General features: G+C 62.7%; 18 protein-coding genes. 13 read left to right on the top strand and 5 right to left on the bottom strand.

Annotated features, from left to right (window positions below; all coding sequences use genetic code 11):
* The first annotated feature begins 6 nt into the window (after window positions 1–6).
* From QM609_RS09570 to QM609_RS09550, 5 genes are all read left to right on the top strand, one after another.
* Window positions 7–966 carry an ABC transporter permease gene (locus QM609_RS09570; RefSeq protein ID WP_003945671.1) on the top strand — a complete coding sequence of 320 codons (960 nt, stop codon included), beginning with the start codon at window positions 7–9 and terminating at the stop codon, window positions 964–966.
* Complete coding sequence (locus QM609_RS09565) at window positions 966–3,044, top strand: dipeptide/oligopeptide/nickel ABC transporter permease/ATP-binding protein (RefSeq protein ID WP_054188075.1); 2,079 nt, start codon at window positions 966–968, stop codon at window positions 3,042–3,044. The genes QM609_RS09570 and QM609_RS09565 overlap by 1 nt, the downstream gene beginning before the upstream one ends.
* Window positions 3,041–3,859, top strand: a complete 819-nt coding sequence (locus QM609_RS09560; protein WP_042449495.1) for an ABC transporter ATP-binding protein — start codon at window positions 3,041–3,043, stop codon at window positions 3,857–3,859. The genes QM609_RS09565 and QM609_RS09560 overlap by 4 nt, the downstream gene beginning before the upstream one ends.
* A gap of 60 nt (window positions 3,860–3,919) precedes the next feature.
* Window positions 3,920–4,657: a FadR/GntR family transcriptional regulator gene (locus tag QM609_RS09555; protein ID WP_007734278.1), complete on the top strand. Its 738-nt coding sequence runs from the start codon at window positions 3,920–3,922 to the stop codon at window positions 4,655–4,657.
* Window positions 4,658–4,724: 67 nt separating this feature from the next.
* A complete protein-coding gene (locus QM609_RS09550) occupies window positions 4,725–4,880 on the top strand; it encodes a hypothetical protein (RefSeq protein WP_003945810.1) in 156 nt (51 codons plus the stop codon).
* 55 nt (window positions 4,881–4,935) lie between these two features.
* On the opposite strand, the gene QM609_RS09545 is transcribed toward QM609_RS09550, so the two are convergent.
* Both QM609_RS09545 and QM609_RS09540 read right to left on the bottom strand, forming a co-directional pair.
* Window positions 4,936–6,051 carry an NAD(P)H-dependent flavin oxidoreductase gene (locus QM609_RS09545; protein WP_003945863.1) on the bottom strand — a complete coding sequence of 372 codons (1,116 nt, stop codon included), beginning with the start codon at window positions 6,049–6,051 and terminating at the stop codon, window positions 4,936–4,938.
* Entirely contained in the window at window positions 6,051–7,724 is a 1,674-nt protein-coding gene (locus QM609_RS09540) for an acyl-CoA synthetase (protein ID WP_039973409.1), read from the bottom strand. The genes QM609_RS09545 and QM609_RS09540 overlap by 1 nt, the downstream gene beginning before the upstream one ends.
* Window positions 7,725–7,803: 79 nt before the next feature.
* On the opposite strand from QM609_RS09540, the gene QM609_RS09535 reads away from it, so the two are divergent.
* A complete protein-coding gene (locus tag QM609_RS09535; protein WP_007734275.1) occupies window positions 7,804–8,628 on the top strand; it encodes a crotonase/enoyl-CoA hydratase family protein in 825 nt (274 codons plus the stop codon).
* Window positions 8,629–8,765: 137 nt separating this feature from the next.
* Here QM609_RS09535 and QM609_RS09530 read toward each other — a convergent pair whose 3' ends face one another.
* Window positions 8,766–9,740, bottom strand: coding sequence for a hypothetical protein (locus tag QM609_RS09530; protein ID WP_042920440.1), 975 nt, complete (start codon window positions 9,738–9,740; stop codon window positions 8,766–8,768).
* A 173-nt stretch (window positions 9,741–9,913) separates the two neighbouring features.
* A complete protein-coding gene (locus QM609_RS09525) occupies window positions 9,914–10,951 on the bottom strand; it encodes an LLM class F420-dependent oxidoreductase (RefSeq protein ID WP_019746980.1) in 1,038 nt (345 codons plus the stop codon).
* Between the two features lie 73 nt (window positions 10,952–11,024).
* Between QM609_RS09525 and QM609_RS09520 the strand changes: the two genes are divergently transcribed.
* The 6 genes from QM609_RS09520 (at window position 11,025) to QM609_RS09495 (ending at window position 16,138) form a co-directional block, all read left to right on the top strand.
* Entirely contained in the window at window positions 11,025–12,002 is a 978-nt protein-coding gene (locus QM609_RS09520; protein ID WP_019746979.1) for a Zn-ribbon domain-containing OB-fold protein, read from the top strand.
* A 10-nt stretch (window positions 12,003–12,012) separates the two neighbouring features.
* A complete protein-coding gene (locus QM609_RS09515; protein WP_007734273.1) occupies window positions 12,013–13,083 on the top strand; it encodes a thiolase family protein in 1,071 nt (356 codons plus the stop codon).
* Entirely contained in the window at window positions 13,083–14,264 is a 1,182-nt protein-coding gene (locus QM609_RS09510) for a thiolase family protein (RefSeq protein ID WP_007734272.1), read from the top strand. Before QM609_RS09515 ends, QM609_RS09510 begins: the two co-directional genes overlap by 1 nt.
* A gap of 36 nt (window positions 14,265–14,300) precedes the next feature.
* Window positions 14,301–15,164, top strand: a complete 864-nt coding sequence (locus tag QM609_RS09505; RefSeq protein ID WP_283337272.1) for a TIGR03619 family F420-dependent LLM class oxidoreductase — start codon at window positions 14,301–14,303, stop codon at window positions 15,162–15,164.
* Between the two features lie 9 nt (window positions 15,165–15,173).
* Window positions 15,174–15,584, top strand: coding sequence for a nuclear transport factor 2 family protein (locus QM609_RS09500; RefSeq protein ID WP_007734269.1), 411 nt, complete (start codon window positions 15,174–15,176; stop codon window positions 15,582–15,584).
* 173 nt (window positions 15,585–15,757) lie between these two features.
* Window positions 15,758–16,138, top strand: coding sequence for a VOC family protein (locus tag QM609_RS09495; protein ID WP_020906296.1), 381 nt, complete (start codon window positions 15,758–15,760; stop codon window positions 16,136–16,138).
* Between the two features lie 194 nt (window positions 16,139–16,332).
* On the opposite strand, the gene QM609_RS09490 is transcribed toward QM609_RS09495, so the two are convergent.
* Entirely contained in the window at window positions 16,333–17,583 is a 1,251-nt protein-coding gene (locus tag QM609_RS09490; protein WP_007734267.1) for a cytochrome P450, read from the bottom strand.
* Window positions 17,584–17,757: 174 nt separating this feature from the next.
* On the opposite strand from QM609_RS09490, the gene QM609_RS09485 reads away from it, so the two are divergent.
* A complete protein-coding gene (locus QM609_RS09485; RefSeq protein WP_003945509.1) occupies window positions 17,758–18,921 on the top strand; it encodes a steroid 3-ketoacyl-CoA thiolase in 1,164 nt (387 codons plus the stop codon).

Raw genomic sequence — 18,921 nt, 5'->3', positions numbered from 1 at the left:
CCCCCGATGGCAAGAGTCCTCCCCATGCTGATCAGGCGATTACTGATACTGATCCCCCTGATCCTCGGCATCATCGCGTTCGTCTTCATCGTGATGCAGTTCGCGCCCACCGATCCCGCAACCGCGGCGTTCAACGGTGGCAACCCGACTGCGGAACAGTTGCAGCAGTTCAAGGAAGAGAACGGACTGCTCGATCCGCTTCCGCTGCAATACGTTCACTTCGTGACCGATCTGGTCAGCGGCAACATGGGTGACAGTCTGATTTCCGGTACCCCGGTGTTGGATTCGATCTCCACCGCTCTGCCACTGACCATTCAGCTCACGGTTCTCGGACTGGTGATCGCCATCGTGCTCTCGCTGATCTTCGGCGTCACCAGCGCACTGTTCCGCGATCGTTGGCCGGATCAGGTCATCCGAGTGATCTCCCTCGGCGGTGTGGCGGCACCGTCATTCTGGTTGGCACTGCTGATGATTCAGTACCTTGCTGTCCAACTCGGATGGTTCCCTACCGGTGGCTACGTCAATCCGAGCGACTCCGTCAGCGACTGGCTCTGGTACATGGCGCTCCCGGCGCTGTCCCTGTCACTGCCCGTCGCAGCACAACTCACGCGCATCATCCGCACGTCGATGGTCGAGGAGTTGGACAAGGACTACGTCCGGACCGCGATCGGCAGCGGCCTGCCCTATCACGTGGTGATCGGACGGAATGTGTTGCGTAACGCGCTGATCAACCCGCTCACCGTCCTGGGCCTCCGTGTCGGTTACCTCCTCGGTGGCGCTGTGGTCATCGAGCAGATCTTCGGCCTGCCCGGCATGGGTCAGCTCATGATCAACGGCGTCACCAACGGTGACCCCGCAGTCGTTCAGGGAGTTGTCATCGTCATCGCGGTCGGCTTCGTCGTCGTCAACCTCGCCGTCGACATCCTCTACCTGCTCGTCAATCCACGACTTCGGAGCGCAGCATGATGAGAAGAAAACTCACCGAGAAGCTTTCGCGACCCGGCATCACCTTTTCTCGCTTCCCCCTCTCGGCCTGGCTGTCGATGGCGGTTCTCGCGATCATCGTGCTCGCCTGCCTCTTCGCGCCGCTGATCACGCAGTACACCCCGCTCGAACAGGCGGTGGGTACCGCGGGCCCCAGCGCCGACCACTGGTTCGGTCAGGACAGTCTCGGTCGAGATCTGTTCAGCCGCTTGCTCTACGGCGGACGCTGGTCGCTGACCATCGGTCTCGGTTCCACCTTCCTCGCACTGTGCGCCGGCGCTCTCATCGGATCGGTGGCCGCAACGAGCCGAAAAGGCGTCGACGAGACCATCATGCGTGTGCTCGACGTGGTCATGGCGTTCCCGGGCATTGCGCTCGCTGCCGTACTCGTCGCGGCCTTCGGTGGTTCGATCCCGGTTCTGATCGTCACTATCGCGTTCCTCTACACACCGATGGTGGCTCGCGTCGTTCGCGCGAACGTTCTCGCTCAGTACGGTGAGGACTACGTCGCGGCCGAAAAGGTCATCGGCGCAAGAACTTCACACATCGTCGTCAAGCACGTCGTAGCCAACTGTGCTGCGCCCGTTCTCGTCTTCTGCACTGTCATGGTCGCCGACGCCATCGTGCTCGAGGCCAGCCTGTCGTTCATCGGAGCAGGTGTCCGTCCCCCGGATCCGTCGTGGGGATCGGTGATCGCCGACGGCAAGAACATGGTCCTTCTCGGTGGTTGGTGGGCAACGGTGTTCCCCGGTCTGCTGATTCTTCTGACGGTGCTATCCCTCAACGTGCTCGCCGAGGGCCTGACGGACGCGATGGCCGATCCGAGTCTGAAGAAGACCAAGAAGACGCCCTCCGCACTCCAAGCAGCGCAGACCGCCGCAGCGGAGGAGACCTCCAACGAACTCATTCTGGAGGACGAAGCCGCATCGGTCGCCAACACTCCGGAGTTGATCGACGACTTCGCCGACCCGAGCGTCGTGAAAGATGTCCTGAAACCGGCCGCCGAGCCGACTCCTCTCGAAACTCACCTGAAGATCCTGGCGGAAACCGAGCGATCTCGGTCCGATCGTCTTGTGTACGAGGGCGATGCCGCACCACTCCTCGAGGTCCGCAATCTCACGATCCGGTTCCCGGAACGCTACGGAGACACCGCGATCGTCGACAACGTGAGCTTCACCGTCCGTCCGAACGAGACGATGGCGCTCGTCGGCGAGTCCGGTTGCGGAAAATCGCTCACGTCGCTGGCGATCATGGGTCTGCTACCCAAGACGGCAGTGGTGACCGGCGAGATCCTGTTCGACGGAGTCAACGTCCTCGAGCTGAACAACCGAGAGCGAAACAAGCTGCGCGGGCACGACATGGCCATGATCTACCAGGACGCGCTGAGTTCACTGAATCCGGCGATGCTGATCCGCGCGCAGTTCAAGCAGCTCACCAAGCGCGGCGGTACCCGCACAGCCGAGGAACTGCTCGAACTCGTCGGACTCGATCCGGTGCGCACTCTCTCCAGCTACCCACACGAGCTTTCCGGTGGTCAGCGTCAGCGCGTTCTGATCGCCATGTCGCTCACCCGCAGTCCGCGGTTGATCGTCGCGGACGAGCCCACCACCGCTCTCGACGTCACCGTCCAGGCCCAGGTCGTGGACTTGCTCAACGATCTTCGGGAAAAGCTGGGATTTGCAATGGTCTTCGTCAGCCACGACCTGGCACTCGTAGCCTCCCTGGCCCACAAGATCACGGTGATGTACGCCGGTCAGGTCGTCGAGTCGGCGCCCACGAGTGATCTGCTCGTCGATCCCCGCCACGAATACACCCAGGGCCTTCTCGGTGCCGTTCTCTCTATCGAGGACGAAGCGCCGCGACTGCATCAGATTCAGGGAACTGTTCCCTCGCCCGGAAACTTCGCGGCGGGTGACCGTTTCGCCGAGCGTTCCACTCGCCCGGACTCCGACCCCCTCCGTAAGCCGGAGATGGTCCGGGTCGACGGGACCGAGCATTGGTTCGCCAACCAGTCCGCGACTCCCGTACGTACAGAATCGGAATTGGAGAGCGTGCGATGACTACAGCTGAAGCACCCATCCTGGAACTGAAGAACATTCACGTCGTCCACAAGACCCGTTCGGGATCACTGTTCAAACCCGGCACGGTTCACGCGGTCAACGATGTCAGTATCGACGTACGACGAGGGACGACGATCGGCATCGTGGGCGAGTCGGGTTGTGGCAAGTCCACTCTGGCCAAAGTCATGGTCGGACTGCAGAAACCGACGTCGGGCGACGTGGTCTTTCGCGGCCGAAGCGCTCTGACCCGGTCGGCCGGCGTGCGCAAGGAGTTCGGCCGGGCGATTTCGATCGTCTTCCAGGATCCGGCTACCGCGCTCAATCCCCGAATGACGGTGGCCGACATCCTCACCGATCCACTCGACGTCCACGGCATCGGCAACCGCGCGAGCCGGACCGCCCGAGTTCGCGAGCTGGTCGGTTTGGTCGGACTCCCCCAATCTGCGCTCGAAGTCATCCCGAGCCAGATCTCCGGCGGTCAGCGGCAACGTGTCGCGATCGCGCGTGCACTCGCGCTCGAACCTGACGTCATCGTGGCCGACGAGCCGACGTCGGCGCTCGACGTCTCGGTGCGAGCGCAGATCCTGAATCTGCTCAGCGACATCAAGGCTCGGTTGGGGCTCGGCATGGTGTTCATCTCGCACGACATACAGACGGTGCGGTACGTCTCCGACACCATCGTCGTCATGAACGCCGGGCGGATCGTCGAGCAGGGAACGGCCCAGGAAGTATTCGACAACCCGTCGGATGCGTACACGGCCAAACTGCTGGGTGCGGCGCCCAGCCTCCTGCAACGCACCGTTGACGTGGGTTGACCAATGGAGCGGATGACCGGACATAGGATGAAGGACGTTCGTATCAGAAAAGGGGAATCGATGTCTGTCCGGAGTGGCACACAGGGCGCTCGTTTCAGCGCGCAAAACCGCATGCGCGCACTTCAGACGGACATCATGAACTTGATCCTCGAACGCAGGCTCTCCCCCGGCGACCCGATGCCCACCGAGGCCGAACTGTCCGAGGAATTGGGTATCGGCCGAAACACGCTCCGGGAGGCGCTCAAGGTTCTGCAGGCCTTGGGTGTCGTCGAGATCCGTCACGGCTTCGGAATGTTCGTCGCCCCTAGCAACTTCGACGCTCTCGCCGACGGCCTGACCTTCCGTGGCCGGTTGTCCTTGCAGGGCACCGGGCACGAGGCGATGGAACTGGTCGACATTCGTCAGGCACTCGAGACCGGACTGATCGGTGCGGCGATGGCCGAGATGACGTCGGCCGACCACGCCGACCTCGACGAACTCGTCACCGGCATGGAGGTCCGTGCCGCAGCCGGGAAGAACTTCTCCGACATCGACGCGACCTTCCACTCCCGCCTGTACTCCCCGCTGGACAACCAGGTCCTCGCTCAATTGATGGACGTCTTCTGGCAGGTGTACAGCGAGATCCAGCAGGCCATCGGGCATTCGGATACGCCACTGATCGACATCGCGTCGAAGCACCGTGCGATTCTCGACGCGATCCGTACGGGTGATGCAGTCGAGGCGGCGCACACTCTCGATGTGCACTTCGGTGGCCTGCGCGAGCGGATCGCCAGTCTCCATGCGTCGGAAGCGCAGTAATTTCGAAACACGTGATTTTGCTCCGCTGGCTCACCATCGCGCCCGTTCTTCCGGCAAAATTACGGGTATGAAGAACCCGAACCTGACGCCTTCGCGCGTTCTCGCAGTTGTCCTCGCTGCCGCCCTGGTCATTTTCGTGATCGCACGCCGCCGCGACGACGGCGCCCTCAGTCGCGGAGAATGGTTGTCGGACACCGTCGGACCGGACGACCTCGCCGGCTGAAACGACGTGTGCCCTCGGCCGAAACTCGGCCGAGGGCACACGCACGTGTCATCTACTACTTCATCGAATCCAGTCGGGTTCGCGCGTCTTCGAACCCGGACACCAGCTCTGCCATGACCTCGGCGACCGGGCGGATCTCGTTCATCCGTCCCACGATCTGACCGACGGGCATTGCCACAACTTCCGGGTTCTCCGATGCAGCGATTCTCTGATGAGCGTCGCTGACCAGAAGGTTCTGCAGCGGCATCGGCAATGGCGCCGGTGCTCCCGGGTTCGACCAGGCTTCCGTCCACTTGGTCTTGAGCAACCGAGCGGGCTTACCCGAGTAGATGCGCGAACGAACGGTGTCGGCCGACGTCGCGCCCAACAGTGCACGCTGAATAGCGGACGGGCCCTCGCCCGATGCACTGCCGAGTTTGTATTCGGACGTGGTGAGCCAGTACGAGCCCATCCACACTCCGGACGCACCGAGTGCAAGTGCGGCAGCCACCTGACGGCCGCTACCTATACCGCCGGCAGCCAGTACGGCAGCTGAATCACCCAGTGCATCAACGATTTCCGGAACGAGAACCATCGATGCGATTTCGCCGGTGTGACCGCCGGCCTCGTAGCCCTGCGCGATCACGATGTCGACACCGTTCTCGACGTGACGACGTGCATGCTCGACGGCGCCGGCCAGCGCTGCTACCGGTACGCCCTTCTCGTGTGCCTGATCGATGACGTCCTTCGGCGGTGATCCCAGTGCATTCGCAATCAACGCAATCCGGTGTCCCAGAGCAACATCGACGTGTGACCGCGCCACCGAGTGAAGCCATCCCAGTACGCCGGTCGCATGCTCGACGTCGTCGGAAAGCGGCGGCACACCGAGCTCGTCGAGCGTGCGGTTGACGAAGGCGCGGTGCTCCTCCGGAATCAGCTTGTCGAGATCGACGGCGCCGCCCTCGGTCGGCACCTTGGCCGGCATGACGATGTCGACGCCGTACGGCTTACCGTCGGTGTTCTCGTCCATCCACGTCAGTGCGGCTTCGAGCTCTTCCGGGTCGTTGAACCGGACGCAACCGAGCACGCCCAGACCTCCCGCGCGGCTGATCGCGGCCGCGACGTGCTCGGAAGGAGTGAATCCGAAAATCGGGTATTCGATGCCGAACTTGTCGGCGAGATCCGAACGCATCAGGCTTCCACGCTTTCGTTTGCGGACGCCACAGGAGCGCCGTTTCCGTTGTGATCATCGGCCTCGCGCGATTCCGTTTCGGCCTTCGCCCAGCGGTAGTCGGGCTTGCCTGCCGGGTTGCGCTTGATCTGGTCCACGAACCACACGCTGCGCGGAACCTTGTATCCGGCAATCTCTTTGCGTGCTGCGGTGGCGATGTCGTGCAGCGTCGGCGACGTGCCTTCGCGTACCTGGACCACTGCGGCAACGCGCTGACCGAAGCGCTCGTCGGGGATACCGACCACCAGGACGTCGAAGATGTCCGGGTGCGCCTTCAAAGCGCCTTCGACCTCTTCCGGGTACACCTTCTCGCCGCCGCTGTTGATCGACACCGAACCGCGGCCGAGCATCGTGACCGTGCCGTCGGCTTCGACCTGCGCATAGTCGCCGGGGATCGAGTAGCGAACGCCGTTGATGGTGCGGAAGGTTTCGGCGGTCTTGACCTCGTCCTTGTAGTAGCCGAGCGGGATGTTGCCCTTGCGAGCGAGCATGCCGCGCTTGCCCGATCCGGGTTCGACCTCGTTGCCGTCGTCGTCGAGAACCGTTGTGGAGGCGTCGATCTTGACCGTCGGACCGCCAGTGTGCTTCTGCCCCTTGCTCAGCACGGCCAGTCCGCCGAAGCCGGTCTCGGATGCTCCGATGGAGTCCGTCAGCAGGCGGTTGGGCAACAGTTCGAGGAACTGCTCCTGGATACTCGGAGAGAAGAGTGCAGCACTGCTGGCCATCACGTAGAGCGTCGAAAGATCGTACGGCTCACCGGTCTCCGGGTTTCCGGCGATGAGTGCGTCGAGCATCGGACGGCCCATCGCGTCACCCGTGATGAAGATCAGGTTGACCTTGTGCTTGTCGATGTTCTGCCACACCTCGTGGGCGTCGAATTCCGGGTGCATCAAACAGGTTCCGCCGCCGAAGAGGCTGTGGAATACCGCCGACTGCGAACCGCCGTGAATCATCGGGGGGATCGGGTAGCGGATCATGCTCGGGTTGGCGGCGCCGACCTTCGCCATCTCGTACTCGTCCTCGACCGGAACTCCGGTGACGAAGTTGATGCCTCCGCCGAGAACACGCCACCAGTCCTCGTGACGCCACATGACGCCCTTGGGACTTCCGGTGGTGCCGCCGGTGTAGAGCATGAAGATGTCGTCGTTGCTGCGCTCTTCGAAATCACGCTCACCCGAACTCTGCGCGAGTGCGTCCTCGTAGCCGATGCCGAAAGCACTGAAGTCCAGATCGGTGCCGTCCTCGACCACGATGACGGACTTGACCTTGGGAGTGTTCGGCAGGACGTTCGCGACCTTGTCCGAGTAGCGGCGCTCGTGAATGAGCGCAACCATGTCGGAGTTGTCGAAGATGTACTGCAACTCGTTCTCGACGTACCGGTAGTTGATGTTGACCATCACGGCCCGGATCTTGAAAACCGCGACCATGGCCTCGATCGCCTCGATGACGTTCCGGCAGTAGATGCCGACCTTGTCACCCGGCTGAACGCCATGTTCACGCAGGTAGTGGCCGAGGCGGTTTGCTCGGTCCTCCAACTGTGCATAAGTCATCTCGCGGTTGTCCGAGACCAGCGCAACGCGGTCCGGAACGAGGTCGATTGCGTGCTCTACGAAGTCTGCGATGTTAAGGGCCACGAGTTCAAAGTAGAACGTGTTACCGTTTCTGGCAAGACCCAATTTGAGAGCCAGCTCACAGACCCGCCAGGAGCCATCAGTGTCCACTTCGACGACCGAAAAATCAGACATTTCGGAAACCGCGCCGCATTGCCTCGTGGAGAAGCGTGGCCACGTTCTCATCGTGACCATGAATCGCCCCGAGCGTAAGAACGCCATCACCGGCGAGATGATGGCGATCATGGTCGACGCCTGGGATCAGGTCGACAACGACCCCGAAATCCGTGTCGCCATCCTCACCGGTGCGGGCGGCGACTTCTGCGCCGGCGCCGACCTCAAGAACATGTCCGCCAAGCCGCCGGGAGATTCCTTCGCGGGCGGTGGCGTCGACATGTCCAAGATCGAAGGCCTCCTCAAGGGCCGTCGGTTGACCAAGCCACTGATCGCCGCCGTCGAGGGTGCAGCTATCGCCGGCGGAACCGAAATCCTGCAGGGCACCGACATCCGCGTCGCGGGTGAGAGCGCCAAGTTCGGCGTCTCCGAAGCCAAGTGGGGGCTCTTCCCGCTCGGCGGTTCCGCAGTGCGTCTGGTGCGACAGATTCCGTACACGATCGCGGCGGACATCCTGCTCACCGGTCGTCACATCAAGGCTCCGGAGGCCAAGGAGATCGGGCTCATCGGCCACGTGGTCCCGGACGGCCAGGCCCTCGACAAGGCGCTGGAGCTCGCGGACCTGATCAGTGCCAACGGCCCCCTCGCCGTGCAGGCGATTCTCAAGACCATCCGCGACACCGAGGGCATGCATGAGGAAGAGGCCTTCCAGATCGACGCACAGCTGGGCATGAAGGTGTTCATGAGCGCCGACGCCAAGGAGGGCCCGCGAGCCTTCGGTGAGAAGCGGGCGCCCCAGTTCAAGGGCGTCTGACCCACCCCTGTCTGAGCCACCCCCGTCTGACCGACCCCCGCCTGAGCCCCCTTTCCCGTCCGCTCTCGGTCCCACCCACCCCCTTTTCGAGCGAACGTACCTTTCGGCGCCTTCAGTGCGCCGAAAGGCACTTTCGCTCAGCCGGTTTCGTCCAATTTCACCCATCTCGACCTCGCGAACACCTGCGGCCGGGGACGTGACTGCGCCAATCTGTAGTGCGCACGCAGGTCCTCGATCACGCGATCAGGGTCCGTTCGCAGTGCACTGGGCACCGTCGGCAACACGATGATTCCCGCATTCTGCATACGCGTCCGACGCTCCACCGTGCGCTTGTAGTCCGTCGGCGCGGCATGCCATTCCAAGGAGTCGATGTCCCACGCGAAGGCAACCGAATCGATCCATCCGTCCGGAACTGCGATGAAGTCCCCGTTGGCATCCCGGATCTCATGGTTGAACAACATTTCCGGCAGCCCGCTCCGCTGCCACAATTTTCGCGCGTGAACCTCCGGAACCGAGTGGACGTTCGCGTTCACTTCGCGCAACACGACCCGAGGTAGCGCGGAACCCCGACTGCTACCGGCTTCGAGTTCCTTCGCAAGTTCGCGCACCGAGACATCGCCGCGCTGAACAGCCTCAGCGATGAGTGCCCGTGTGGGATCGAGCGCCTTGTACCGCCTCGCAGCGTCGAGTAACGCTCGCGGCAGCGGAGCACAGCGCAGACCGTTCCGAATCTCCGGCTCGGGCAGTCGAACAGTGCGCTCCACCGTGACGAACCCAACCGATTGAACTCGACGGTCGATGGGGATGAGCACCTGCACATCCCCCGAGTGCGTTCGATATCCGTACTCCGACATGGCTGATCGCCCCGTCAGCAGGGAATCGTCACCGCTCAACATGAGCGCAGCGATCGAGCGTTGACGTGGCGTCGGTTGACCGTTTCTGAGCAGAATGACCCCCGGCAATATGCGCTGCCACGGTCCACCTACCCGACACCGGGTGTGCACTGCGGAGTTGGACACGCCCAATCGCGCCAACTCCGCCGTTCGGATCACTCCGCTTCGACTGACGCGGTAAATCGCGTCCAGATCATCGCCCCACGTTCCTCGCCGCATGGTTGCAGCATGACTCGAGCATCAGCGCGGGCCCCGGCGGCGAACTGGGGTTTCGGTGCGCCTGTGGATAACTTTGGGCGAGCGAAAGGTACGTTCAGCGCCTCAGATGCGCTGAACGTGCCGTTCGCTCGAAGAAAAAGGGGGGTACCGCTCGAAAATGGGGGGTGCCCCGCTCAACCACCCACCGCGGCCGCGAGCTCTCGCACATGGTCGGCGTCGCGGCAGGTCACCAGCAGCATCGTGACTCCGGCTTCCTCCCAACGCTTCACGTCTGCGCGCACCTCGTCGACGTTGCCGATGATCATGGTCTCGGTGACCATCTCGTCGGGGACGACGGCAGCAGCTTCGTCCTTGCGGCCCGACATGAAGAGGCGACCGATCTCGTCGACCTCCTTCTCGTAGCCCATCCGCTTGTAGACCTGCGCGTGAAAGTTCAACTCCGGGGCGCCCATTCCGCCGACGTAGAGGGCGGTCATCGGCTTGAGAGCGGCGATGGCAGCGGCGCGATCGTCAGTCACGATGACCTGGCACGTGGCGGCCACCTCGAAATCTTCGCGACTACGACGGGCCCCGGCGCGAGCGAAGCCTTCGTCGAGCCACTTGTTGTACATCGGGGCCAGGCGCGGGGTGTAGTAGATCGCCAGCCAGCCGTCGGCGATTTCACCGGCGAGCGCGACGTTCTTCGGCCCTTCGGCGCCGAGCCAGATCGGGATGTCCGCACGCAGCGGGTGCGTAATGGGCTTGAGCGGCTTGCCAAGTCCCGAACTGCCCGGTCCCGCATACGGCAGAGGGTAGTGGGGACCGGGACTGGTGACGGGCGCTTCACGGGCGAGGACCTGGCGCACGATCGAGACGTATTCGCGGGTGCGCGCGAGCGGCTTCTCGAACGGCTGGCCGTACCAACCTTCGACGACCTGCGGTCCGGATACGCCGAGCCCGAGGATCGTTCGCCCACCGTTGAGGTGATCGAGAGTGAGCGCGTGCATGGCACAGCTGGTCGGTGTTCGCGCCGAAATCTGTACGACGGAGGTCCCGAGACGGACGTTCTCGGTGCGCGATCCCCACCAGGCGAGCGGGGTGAAAGCGTCCGAGCCCCACGACTCCGCCGCGAAGACCGCGTCGAATCCGGCGCCTTCCGCGGCCTCGATCAGTTCCGGGGCGTTTGCCGGCGGCTGTGCGCCCCAGTATCCGAGTTGCAACCCAAGCTTCATCGCAGGCCTCCACATTGCCGGTGATCAGAAGTGACTCTTGCCACAATCTCTAGAACCTGTTCTACTCGATCTTGTGACCATCGGAAAGAGCGGGGTGGCCGACAAGCCCCTGAGCGCACCATTGAATCTCCATTTCGACTACACCAGATCGACGGGACCGACCATCGGCGCGTTCGTGACTGCCCTGCGTGATCGCAAGGTGATCGGCGCACGCGGGTCGAACGGTCGTGTCTTCGTGCCGCCACCGGAATTCGATCCGGACACGGCCGAGCCACTGACCGACTTCGTCGGAGTCTCCGACGGCGGAACGGTCGTGAGTTGGACGTGGATGCCCGAACCCATCGAGGGTCAACCCCTGACGAAGCCTTTCGCGTGGGCCCTGATCAAGCTCGACGGCGCGGACACGTCCATGCTCCACGCGGTCGACGTCGACTCCCCCGACGACATCAGCACCGGCCTGCGGGTTCGTGCTCGCTGGGCGTCGGAGCGGATCGGGCAGATCAAGGACATCGAGTGCTTCGAACCAGGTGAGAGCGAAAATGGAATCGCGACAGTCGATTCCAGCGCCGATCCTGTCACCATGATCACGACGCCTGTCGATCTGCACTTCATGCATTCCGCTTCGGCCGAGGAGAGTTTCTACCTCCGCGGTCTCGCAGAAGGCAAGCTCATCGGTGGTCGCAGCGGACCCGAAGACAAGATCTACATCCCACCGCGCGGCGCGAATCCCACCAACGGGAAGCCGACGAGCGAGCAGATCGAACTGCCGGACAAGGGAATTGTCACCACCTTCTGCATCGTCAACGTCCCGTTCCTCGGGCAGCGAATCAAACCGCCCTACGTGGCCGCCTACGTGCTTCTCGACGGGGCTGACATTCCGTTCCTGCACTTGATTCTCGAATGTGATGCCGCGGACGTACGGATGGGCATGCGCGTCGAAGCCAAGTGGAAGCCTCGCGAAGAGTGGGGTTACACCCTCGAGAACATCGAATACTTCCGGCCGACAGGTGAACCCGACGCCGAGTACTCCACCTTCCAACACCACCTGTGAGGCTCCTGAAATGACTTCTGCAGACATCGCAGTCGTGGGCTTTGCTCAGGCACCCCACGTCCGCGAAACCAACGGCACCACCAACGGCGTCGAGATGCTCGTCCCGTGCTTCCAGCAGCTCTACAGCGATCTGGGAATCACCAAGTCAGACATCGGCTTCTGGTGCTCCGGATCTTCCGACTACCTGGCCGGACGAGCGTTCTCCTTCATCTCGGCCATCGACTCCATCGGAGCGGTCCCGCCGATCAACGAATCTCACGTCGAGATGGACGCCGCGTGGGCCTTCTACGAAGCGTGGATCAAGATCTTGACCGGTGAGGTCGAGACCGCGCTGGTGTACGGATTCGGCAAGTCCTCCGCCGGGCACCTGCGCAAGATCCTGTCCATGCAGCTCGATCCGTACCTCGTCACTCCGCTGTGGCCGGACTCCGTCTCGATCGCCGGACTTCAAGCCCGACTCGGACTCGACGCGGGTAAGTGGACGCACGAGGACATGGCGGAGGTTGCCGCTCGTAGCCGTCGTCACGCGCTGAGCAATCCGAAGGCTCAGCTCGCAGGCGAGGTCGACATCGAGGCCCTTCTCGCCAGCCCCTTCCTCGCAGATCCGTTGCGCGCACACGATTGTGCGCCCATCACCGACGGCGCGGCAGCAATCGTCCTGGCCTCGGGTAACCGCGCCCGCGATCTCTGCGAGCGGCCGGCGTGGATCACCGGACTCGAGCATCGCATCGACTCCCCCAACCTGGGTGCACGTGACCTGACCACCTCACCGTCCACTACGTCCGCAGCCAAGGCGGCAACGGGCGGCGAGGTCGGCAACATCGACGTCGCCGAACTGCACGCACCGTTCACTCACCAGGAATTGATCTTGAAGGAAGCGATCGGCCTGACCGACGCCACCACGATCAATCCGTCCGGCGGTCCGCTCAGCGGCAACCCACTGTTCGCCGGTGGTCTGGAACGAATCGGCCACGCCGCCAAGGCAATCTTCGACGGCCAGGCGAATCGCGCTCTGGCCCATGCAACAAGCGGCCCTGTGCTGCAGCAGAACCTGGTAGCAGTCTTGGAGGGACGGAACTGATGGCCGGAACGCCTCAACTCGCGGCCGTGCTCGGCACCGGCCAAACTCACTACGTCGCAAAGCGTCACGATGTCTCGATGGCGGGCTTGGTTCGTGAAGCCATCGACGCCGCGATGCTCGACGCCAACGTCGGCTGGGACGACATCGACGCCGTCGTCATCGGAAAGGCCCCCGACTTGTTCGAGGGTTCGATGATGCCCGAACTCGCCATGTCGGATGCTCTGGGCGCCAACGGAAAGCCGTTGCTGCGTGTTCACACTGCCGGCTCGGTGGGCGGTTCGACGGCTATCGTCGCCTCCAGCCTGGTCAAATCCGGTGTCCACAAGCGGGTTCTGACGGTTTCCTGGGAGAAGCAGTCCGAGTCGAACGCCATGTGGGCGCTGTCCGTACCGGTTCCGTTCAACATGCCCGTCGGCGCCGGTGCCGGTGGATACTTCGCCCCGCACGTCCGTTCGTACATTCGTCGATCGGGCGCACCGGAGCACATCGGCTACCTCGTCGCGGTGAAGGATCGGCTCAACGGCAGCCTCAATCCGTATGCGCACTTGCGGCAGCCGGACATCACTCTCGAATCGGTACAGGCATCTCAGATGCTCTGGGATCCGATCCGATACGACGAGACCTGCCCGTCCTCTGACGGCGCGTGCGCTCTGGTGATCGGCAACGAGGAAGCGGCCGCACAGGTCGAGGCCGAGGGTCGTTCGGTCGCGTGGATCCACGCGACGGCCATGCGCACCGAGCCGACCTTCTATGCCGGACGCGATCAGGTCAATCCGCAAGCCGGCCGTGACGCTGCAGCAGCACTGTGGAAGTCAGCGGGAATCACCGATCCGCTGAACGAGATCGACTGCGCCGAAATCTATGTCCCGTTCTCGTGGTTCGAGCCGATGTGGCTCGAGAACCTCGGCTTCGCGGAGGAAGGCCAGGGCTGGAAGCTGACCGAGGCAGGTGAAACCGCGATCGGCGGCAAGCTCCCGGTCAATGCCTCGGGCGGTGTTCTCTCCTCCAACCCGATCGGCGCCTCGGGCATGATCCGATTTGCCGAGTCGGCGATGCAGGTCATGCACCGCGCCGGCGATCACCAGGTAGCCGACGCGCGCAAGGCTCTCGGCCATGCCTACGGCGGTGGCTCGCAGTACTTCTCGATGTGGGTCGTCGGCTCCGAACGTCCCACCACGTAAGCAGCAGCACACACGCCGATCAGGAAGAGGCCGAAGATGAAGTACACCGTCGGGGTTGCCATGAACCCCTTGGACCAGTTAGCCGGTATCGCCAAAACTGCCGAGGAATGCGGCTTCTCGTCGATCGCTCTCCCCGATTCACTGTTCTTCATGGAAACACAGGCGGCGGATTACCCGTACACCCCGGACGGGTCTCGGATGTGGAATGCCGAGACCCCCTGGGTCGATCCGCTCATCGCCGCGGCTGCAATGGGCGCGGTGACCGAGAAGATCGAGTTCTACACCCAGGTGCTCAAGCTGGGTAGCCGCAATCCCGTCCTGCTCGCGCGGCAGGTCGGTTCGGTGGCGGCATTGACGAACAACCGTTTCGGCTTCGGCGTCGGAATGGGTTGGGCTCCGGAAGAGTTCGAGTGGTGCGGCGCTCCGTACAAGCGTCGGGGCGCACGTGTGGACGAGATGATCGACGTCCTCAAACTGATCCTCGGCGGCGGCATGGTCGAGTATCACGGTGAGTTCTTCGATTTCGATCGCCTGCAGATGAGCCCGGCCCCCACCAAGCCGGTTCCGTTCTACGTCGGCGGCCACACCGAGGTCGCACTCAAGCGTGCTGCGCGAGTCGGCGACGGTTGGACCTCGGCGATGATCAAGTTCGACGACCTGGTGGGTGTGATCGCACGACTACGCGAACTGCGCGCCGAGTACGGCCGCGAGAACGAGCCGTTCGAAATCCAGACGGTGTGCATCGACCGTTTCGGCAAGGACGGTTACGCAGAGCTCGAAGATGCCGGCGTCACGGACATCATTACCGTGCCTTGGGTTTTCGACGGAATCGGATTCGATGCCCCACTGGAGGCAAAGCAGGATTCGATGCGCAAATTCGCCGAGCAGTACATCAACTGAGGAGCCGCGATGACCGACGAACACCCCGCCCGCGTCGCGGGTAACGCTTCGCGCGCCGCAGCGAGTGGCAAGAACAAGGAAGCCTGGCTGGACCTCTTCGCCGAGGACGGTTGGGTGGAAGATCCGGTCGGGCCTTCGGGCTTCGATCCCGAAGGCAAAGGCCATCACGGGCGCGAAGCGATCTCCAAGTTCTACGACATGACGATCGCGAACGCGGACAAGCTCGAATTTCTGATCGACGATTCCCTGGTGTGCGGCAACGAGAACGTCAACATCGGCAAGATCCGAACCACCATCGGCGGCTCGATCATCGACGCCGAGGGCGTGTTCGTCTACCGGGTGAACGACGACGGCAAGATCGCGTCGCTTCGAGCATTCTGGGAAGTGGACCGTGCAATGAAGACGGCACGCAAAGCCTGAGAACCCACAGTACGAGCGCGGCCCCGGTCATCGACCGGGGTCGCGCTCGTCGTATTCGAATCAGCCCGTCGTACTTGCACCGAGAAGCTCGAAATGGTTTCCTGGTTCCCAACGTCGCGTGTCGATGACGGACTGCGTCAGGCATGGAGGCGTCGTACCGCAAGGGGTCACTCATGACCATTTCGTTCAATCACACCATCATCGCCGCAAAAGACCGACAAGAGTCTGCGTGGTTCTTCACTCACATGTTCGGCCTTCCAGGCCCGGTCGAAGCCGGCTACTTTCTCGGCGTTGAACTCGAGCACGGCGTGACGTTGGACTTCGCACAGGTGGAAGAAGGCGCCGAGGTTGCGTCTCAGCACTATGCTTTCCTCGTCTCCGAGGATGACTTCGACGGCATCTACCAGCGGATACAGGCGCTGAAACTGGATCACTGGGCCGATCCGCGCCAGTCGAGTACCGGCTTCAACACCAACGACGGTGGGCGTGGGGTCTACTTCCTCGACCCGTCGGGACATTTCCTGGAAGCCATCACCAAACCGTACGGCGGCTGAATTGGAGATTGAACTACAAACGGCGGCGCCTACGGGAGATGAGGGATCCCGCAGACGCCGCCGCAGTTCCAGGTTGCCAACAAGTGGCTCCCCGGAACGTCTACTGTAGTTCTGCGTGTTCGAGAGTGCAGAGGCAACTCCCGAAAACTTACACAGAACCTACTCGCCGGTTACCAGGTCAGTATATGTCCGGATCAGTGTTTGACCGGGCAGCCCGATGTCTTGTAATCAACCTGAAACTCTTTGATGCCGTTGAGCCAGCCCGAGCGAAGGCGTCGGGGATCCCCGAGCCTGGTGATGTCGGGTAGGTGATCGGCGATCGCATTGAAGATCAGATCGATTTCCAGACGGGCCAAGTTGGCGCCGATGCAGTAGTGCGCACCGGTGCCGCCGAATCCGAGGTGCGGATTGGGGTCACGCATGATGTCGAACTTCGTCGGGTTCTCGAAGACGTCCTCGTCGAAGTTGGCCGACGCGTACATCATCACGACGCGATCGCCCTTCTTGATCTTCTGTCCGCCGAGTTCGGTGTCTTCGAGCGCGGTGCGCTGGAAGGAAGTCACCGGGGTCGCCCAACGAACGATCTCGTCGGCCGCCGTCTTGGGGCGTTCCTTCTTGTACAGCTCCCACTGGTCGGGATTGTCGAGGAAGGCAACCATGCCGTGTGTGATGGCATTGCGAGTGGTCTCGTTACCCGCGACCGCAAGCAGGATCACGAAGAAGCCGAATTCCTCTGGGGAGAGCTCATTTCCGTCGATGTCAGCTTCGATGAGCTTGGTGACGATGTCATCGGCGGGACACTTCTTGCGCTGATCCGCCATCTGGTACGCGTATCCCAGAATCTCCATCGAGGCTGCCTGCGGGTCGATGTCGAACTCGGGATCGTCGTACGACGTCATCTGGTTGGACCAGTCGAAGAGCTTCATTCGATCTTCCTGCGGCACACCGAGAAGCTCGGCGATTGCCTGCAGCGGAAGTTCGGACGCGACCTGAACCACGAAGTCACCGGCACCGCCGGCAGCCGCGGTCGTGACGATCTTTTCGGCACGCTCGGTCAGTTCCTCGCGCAGGCTGTTGATGGCGCGCGGGGTGAATCCACGAGATACCAGCTTGCGCAGCTTGGTGTGCTCCGGAGCGTCCTTGTTGATGAGAATGAATCGCTGCATCTCGACGTTCTCACGCGGGATGTCGTCGGCGAAGCGAGGAATCGCAGTGTTCTCGTGGGTCGAGAAGATGTCGCTTCGCTGCGAAACTTCCTTGACCTCTTCATGACGGGTGACCACCCAGAAGCCCTCGTCCTGGAATCCACCGATTTCCGGGGGCTGCGGATTCCACCACACGGGGGCCGTCTTCCGGAGTTCGGCGAACTCCTCGAACGGCATGCGTTCCGCGTAGATGTCGGGGTCCGTGAAGTCGATTCCCTCGGGGAATGCGGGCTGTGCCACTGATGTCTCCTGCCCTAAGCCTTTTCATCACAGGGGTGATGGGGATCCGTGATGTGTAACACGTTCTACTCTCATTGAAACACAAGCCTGCTTACTAGGAAAGGAAACGTCGGCAGGTCTTGCTTCCCGCAGAGAACCTGTTCTACTTTTTCATTACAAGGAAAGGAGCCCGCTGTGGGCACACCAGTAATCGTCGAGGCTGTCCGTACACCGATCGGCAAGCGCGGAGGTTGGCTCGCCGGTCTGCACGCCGCCGAGATCCTCGGAGCTGCACAAAAGGGAGTTCTCGACCGGTCGGGAATCGACCCGTTGCTGATCGAGCAGGTGATCGGCGGCTGCGTCACCCAGGCCGGCGCTCAGTCCAACAACATCACGCGCACGGCCTGGCTGCACGCCGGACTTCCGTGGCAGACCGGCGCAACCACCGTGGACTGCCAGTGCGGTTCGGCCCAGCAGGCGAACCATCTGATCGCCGGTCTGATCGCCACCGGCGCCATCGACGCCGGTATCGCCTGCGGCATCGAAGCCATGAGCCAGGTTCCCCTCGGCGCCAACGTCGGCGATCAGGCCGGACCGCGCCGACCCGCGACGTGGGACATCGACATGCCCAACCAATTCGAAGCTGCAGAACGCATCGCGCGTCGACGCGGACTGACCCGCGACGACGTCGAAGCCCTCGGCGTCCGCTCGCAGGCGCTGGCCAAGCAGGCTTGGGAGGAAGGACGTTTCGACCGCGAGGTTCTCGAACTCTCGGCACCCCAGGTCGACAAGGAAGGAAACCTCACGGGCGAGACCAAGGTCGTCAATCGCGATCAGGGCCTGCGCGATACGACGGCGGAGTCCCTTGCCCGACTGAAGCCCGTCCTCGAAGGCGGGATTCACACGGCCGGAACGTCTTCCCAGATCTCCGACGGCGCGGCCGCAGTCCTGCTCATGGACGAGGACAAGGCTCGCGCGCTCGGATTGAAGCCGCGCGCCCGCATCATCGCCCAGGCGCTGGTCGGCTCGGAACCGGAGTTCCACCTCGACGGACCGGTGCAGGCAACCAGCCGTGTCCTGGAGAAGAGCGGAATGAAGATCGGCGACCTCGATCTGTTCGAGATCAACGAAGCATTCGCATCCGTCGCACTGTCCTGGGCTCAGGTTCACGAACCTGACTTCGACAACGTCAATGTCAACGGCGGCGCGCTCGCTCTCGGCCATCCGGTCGGCAGCACGGGATCTCGCCTGATCACCACCGCACTGCACGAACTCGAGCGTCGCAACGGCTCGACGGCTCTGATCACGATGTGCGCCGGCGGCGCACTGGCCACCGGAACCATCATCGAGCGTATCTGA

The organism is Rhodococcus sp. IEGM 1302, assembly GCF_030056935.1.
Taxonomy (GTDB): Bacteria; Actinomycetota; Actinomycetes; order Mycobacteriales; family Mycobacteriaceae; genus Rhodococcus_F; species Rhodococcus_F qingshengii.
The sequence above is the reverse complement of the archived record's forward strand: the minus strand, read 5'-3'. Positions and strand labels throughout refer to the sequence as shown.

Excerpts from the sequence above, each read along its gene's own strand:
- QM609_RS09570 (WP_003945671.1), top strand. The coding sequence starts at position 7 with ATGGCAAGAGTCCTCCCCATGCTGATCAGGCGATTACTGATACTGATC.
- QM609_RS09565 (WP_054188075.1), top strand. The coding sequence starts at position 966 with ATGAGAAGAAAACTCACCGAGAAGCTTTCGCGACCCGGCATCACCTTT.
- QM609_RS09560 (WP_042449495.1), top strand. The coding sequence starts at position 3,041 with ATGACTACAGCTGAAGCACCCATCCTGGAACTGAAGAACATTCACGTC.
- QM609_RS09555 (WP_007734278.1), top strand. The coding sequence starts at position 3,920 with ATGTCTGTCCGGAGTGGCACACAGGGCGCTCGTTTCAGCGCGCAAAAC.
- QM609_RS09550 (WP_003945810.1), top strand. The coding sequence starts at position 4,725 with ATGAAGAACCCGAACCTGACGCCTTCGCGCGTTCTCGCAGTTGTCCTC.
- QM609_RS09545 (WP_003945863.1), bottom strand. The coding sequence starts at position 6,051 with ATGCGTTCGGATCTCGCCGACAAGTTCGGCATCGAATACCCGATTTTC.
- QM609_RS09530 (WP_042920440.1), bottom strand. The coding sequence starts at position 9,740 with ATGCGGCGAGGAACGTGGGGCGATGATCTGGACGCGATTTACCGCGTC.
- QM609_RS09525 (WP_019746980.1), bottom strand. The coding sequence starts at position 10,951 with ATGAAGCTTGGGTTGCAACTCGGATACTGGGGCGCACAGCCGCCGGCA.
- QM609_RS09515 (WP_007734273.1), top strand. The coding sequence starts at position 12,013 with ATGACTTCTGCAGACATCGCAGTCGTGGGCTTTGCTCAGGCACCCCAC.
- QM609_RS09510 (WP_007734272.1), top strand. The coding sequence starts at position 13,083 with ATGGCCGGAACGCCTCAACTCGCGGCCGTGCTCGGCACCGGCCAAACT.
- QM609_RS09505 (WP_283337272.1), top strand. The coding sequence starts at position 14,301 with ATGAAGTACACCGTCGGGGTTGCCATGAACCCCTTGGACCAGTTAGCC.
- QM609_RS09500 (WP_007734269.1), top strand. The coding sequence starts at position 15,174 with ATGACCGACGAACACCCCGCCCGCGTCGCGGGTAACGCTTCGCGCGCC.
- QM609_RS09495 (WP_020906296.1), top strand. The coding sequence starts at position 15,758 with ATGACCATTTCGTTCAATCACACCATCATCGCCGCAAAAGACCGACAA.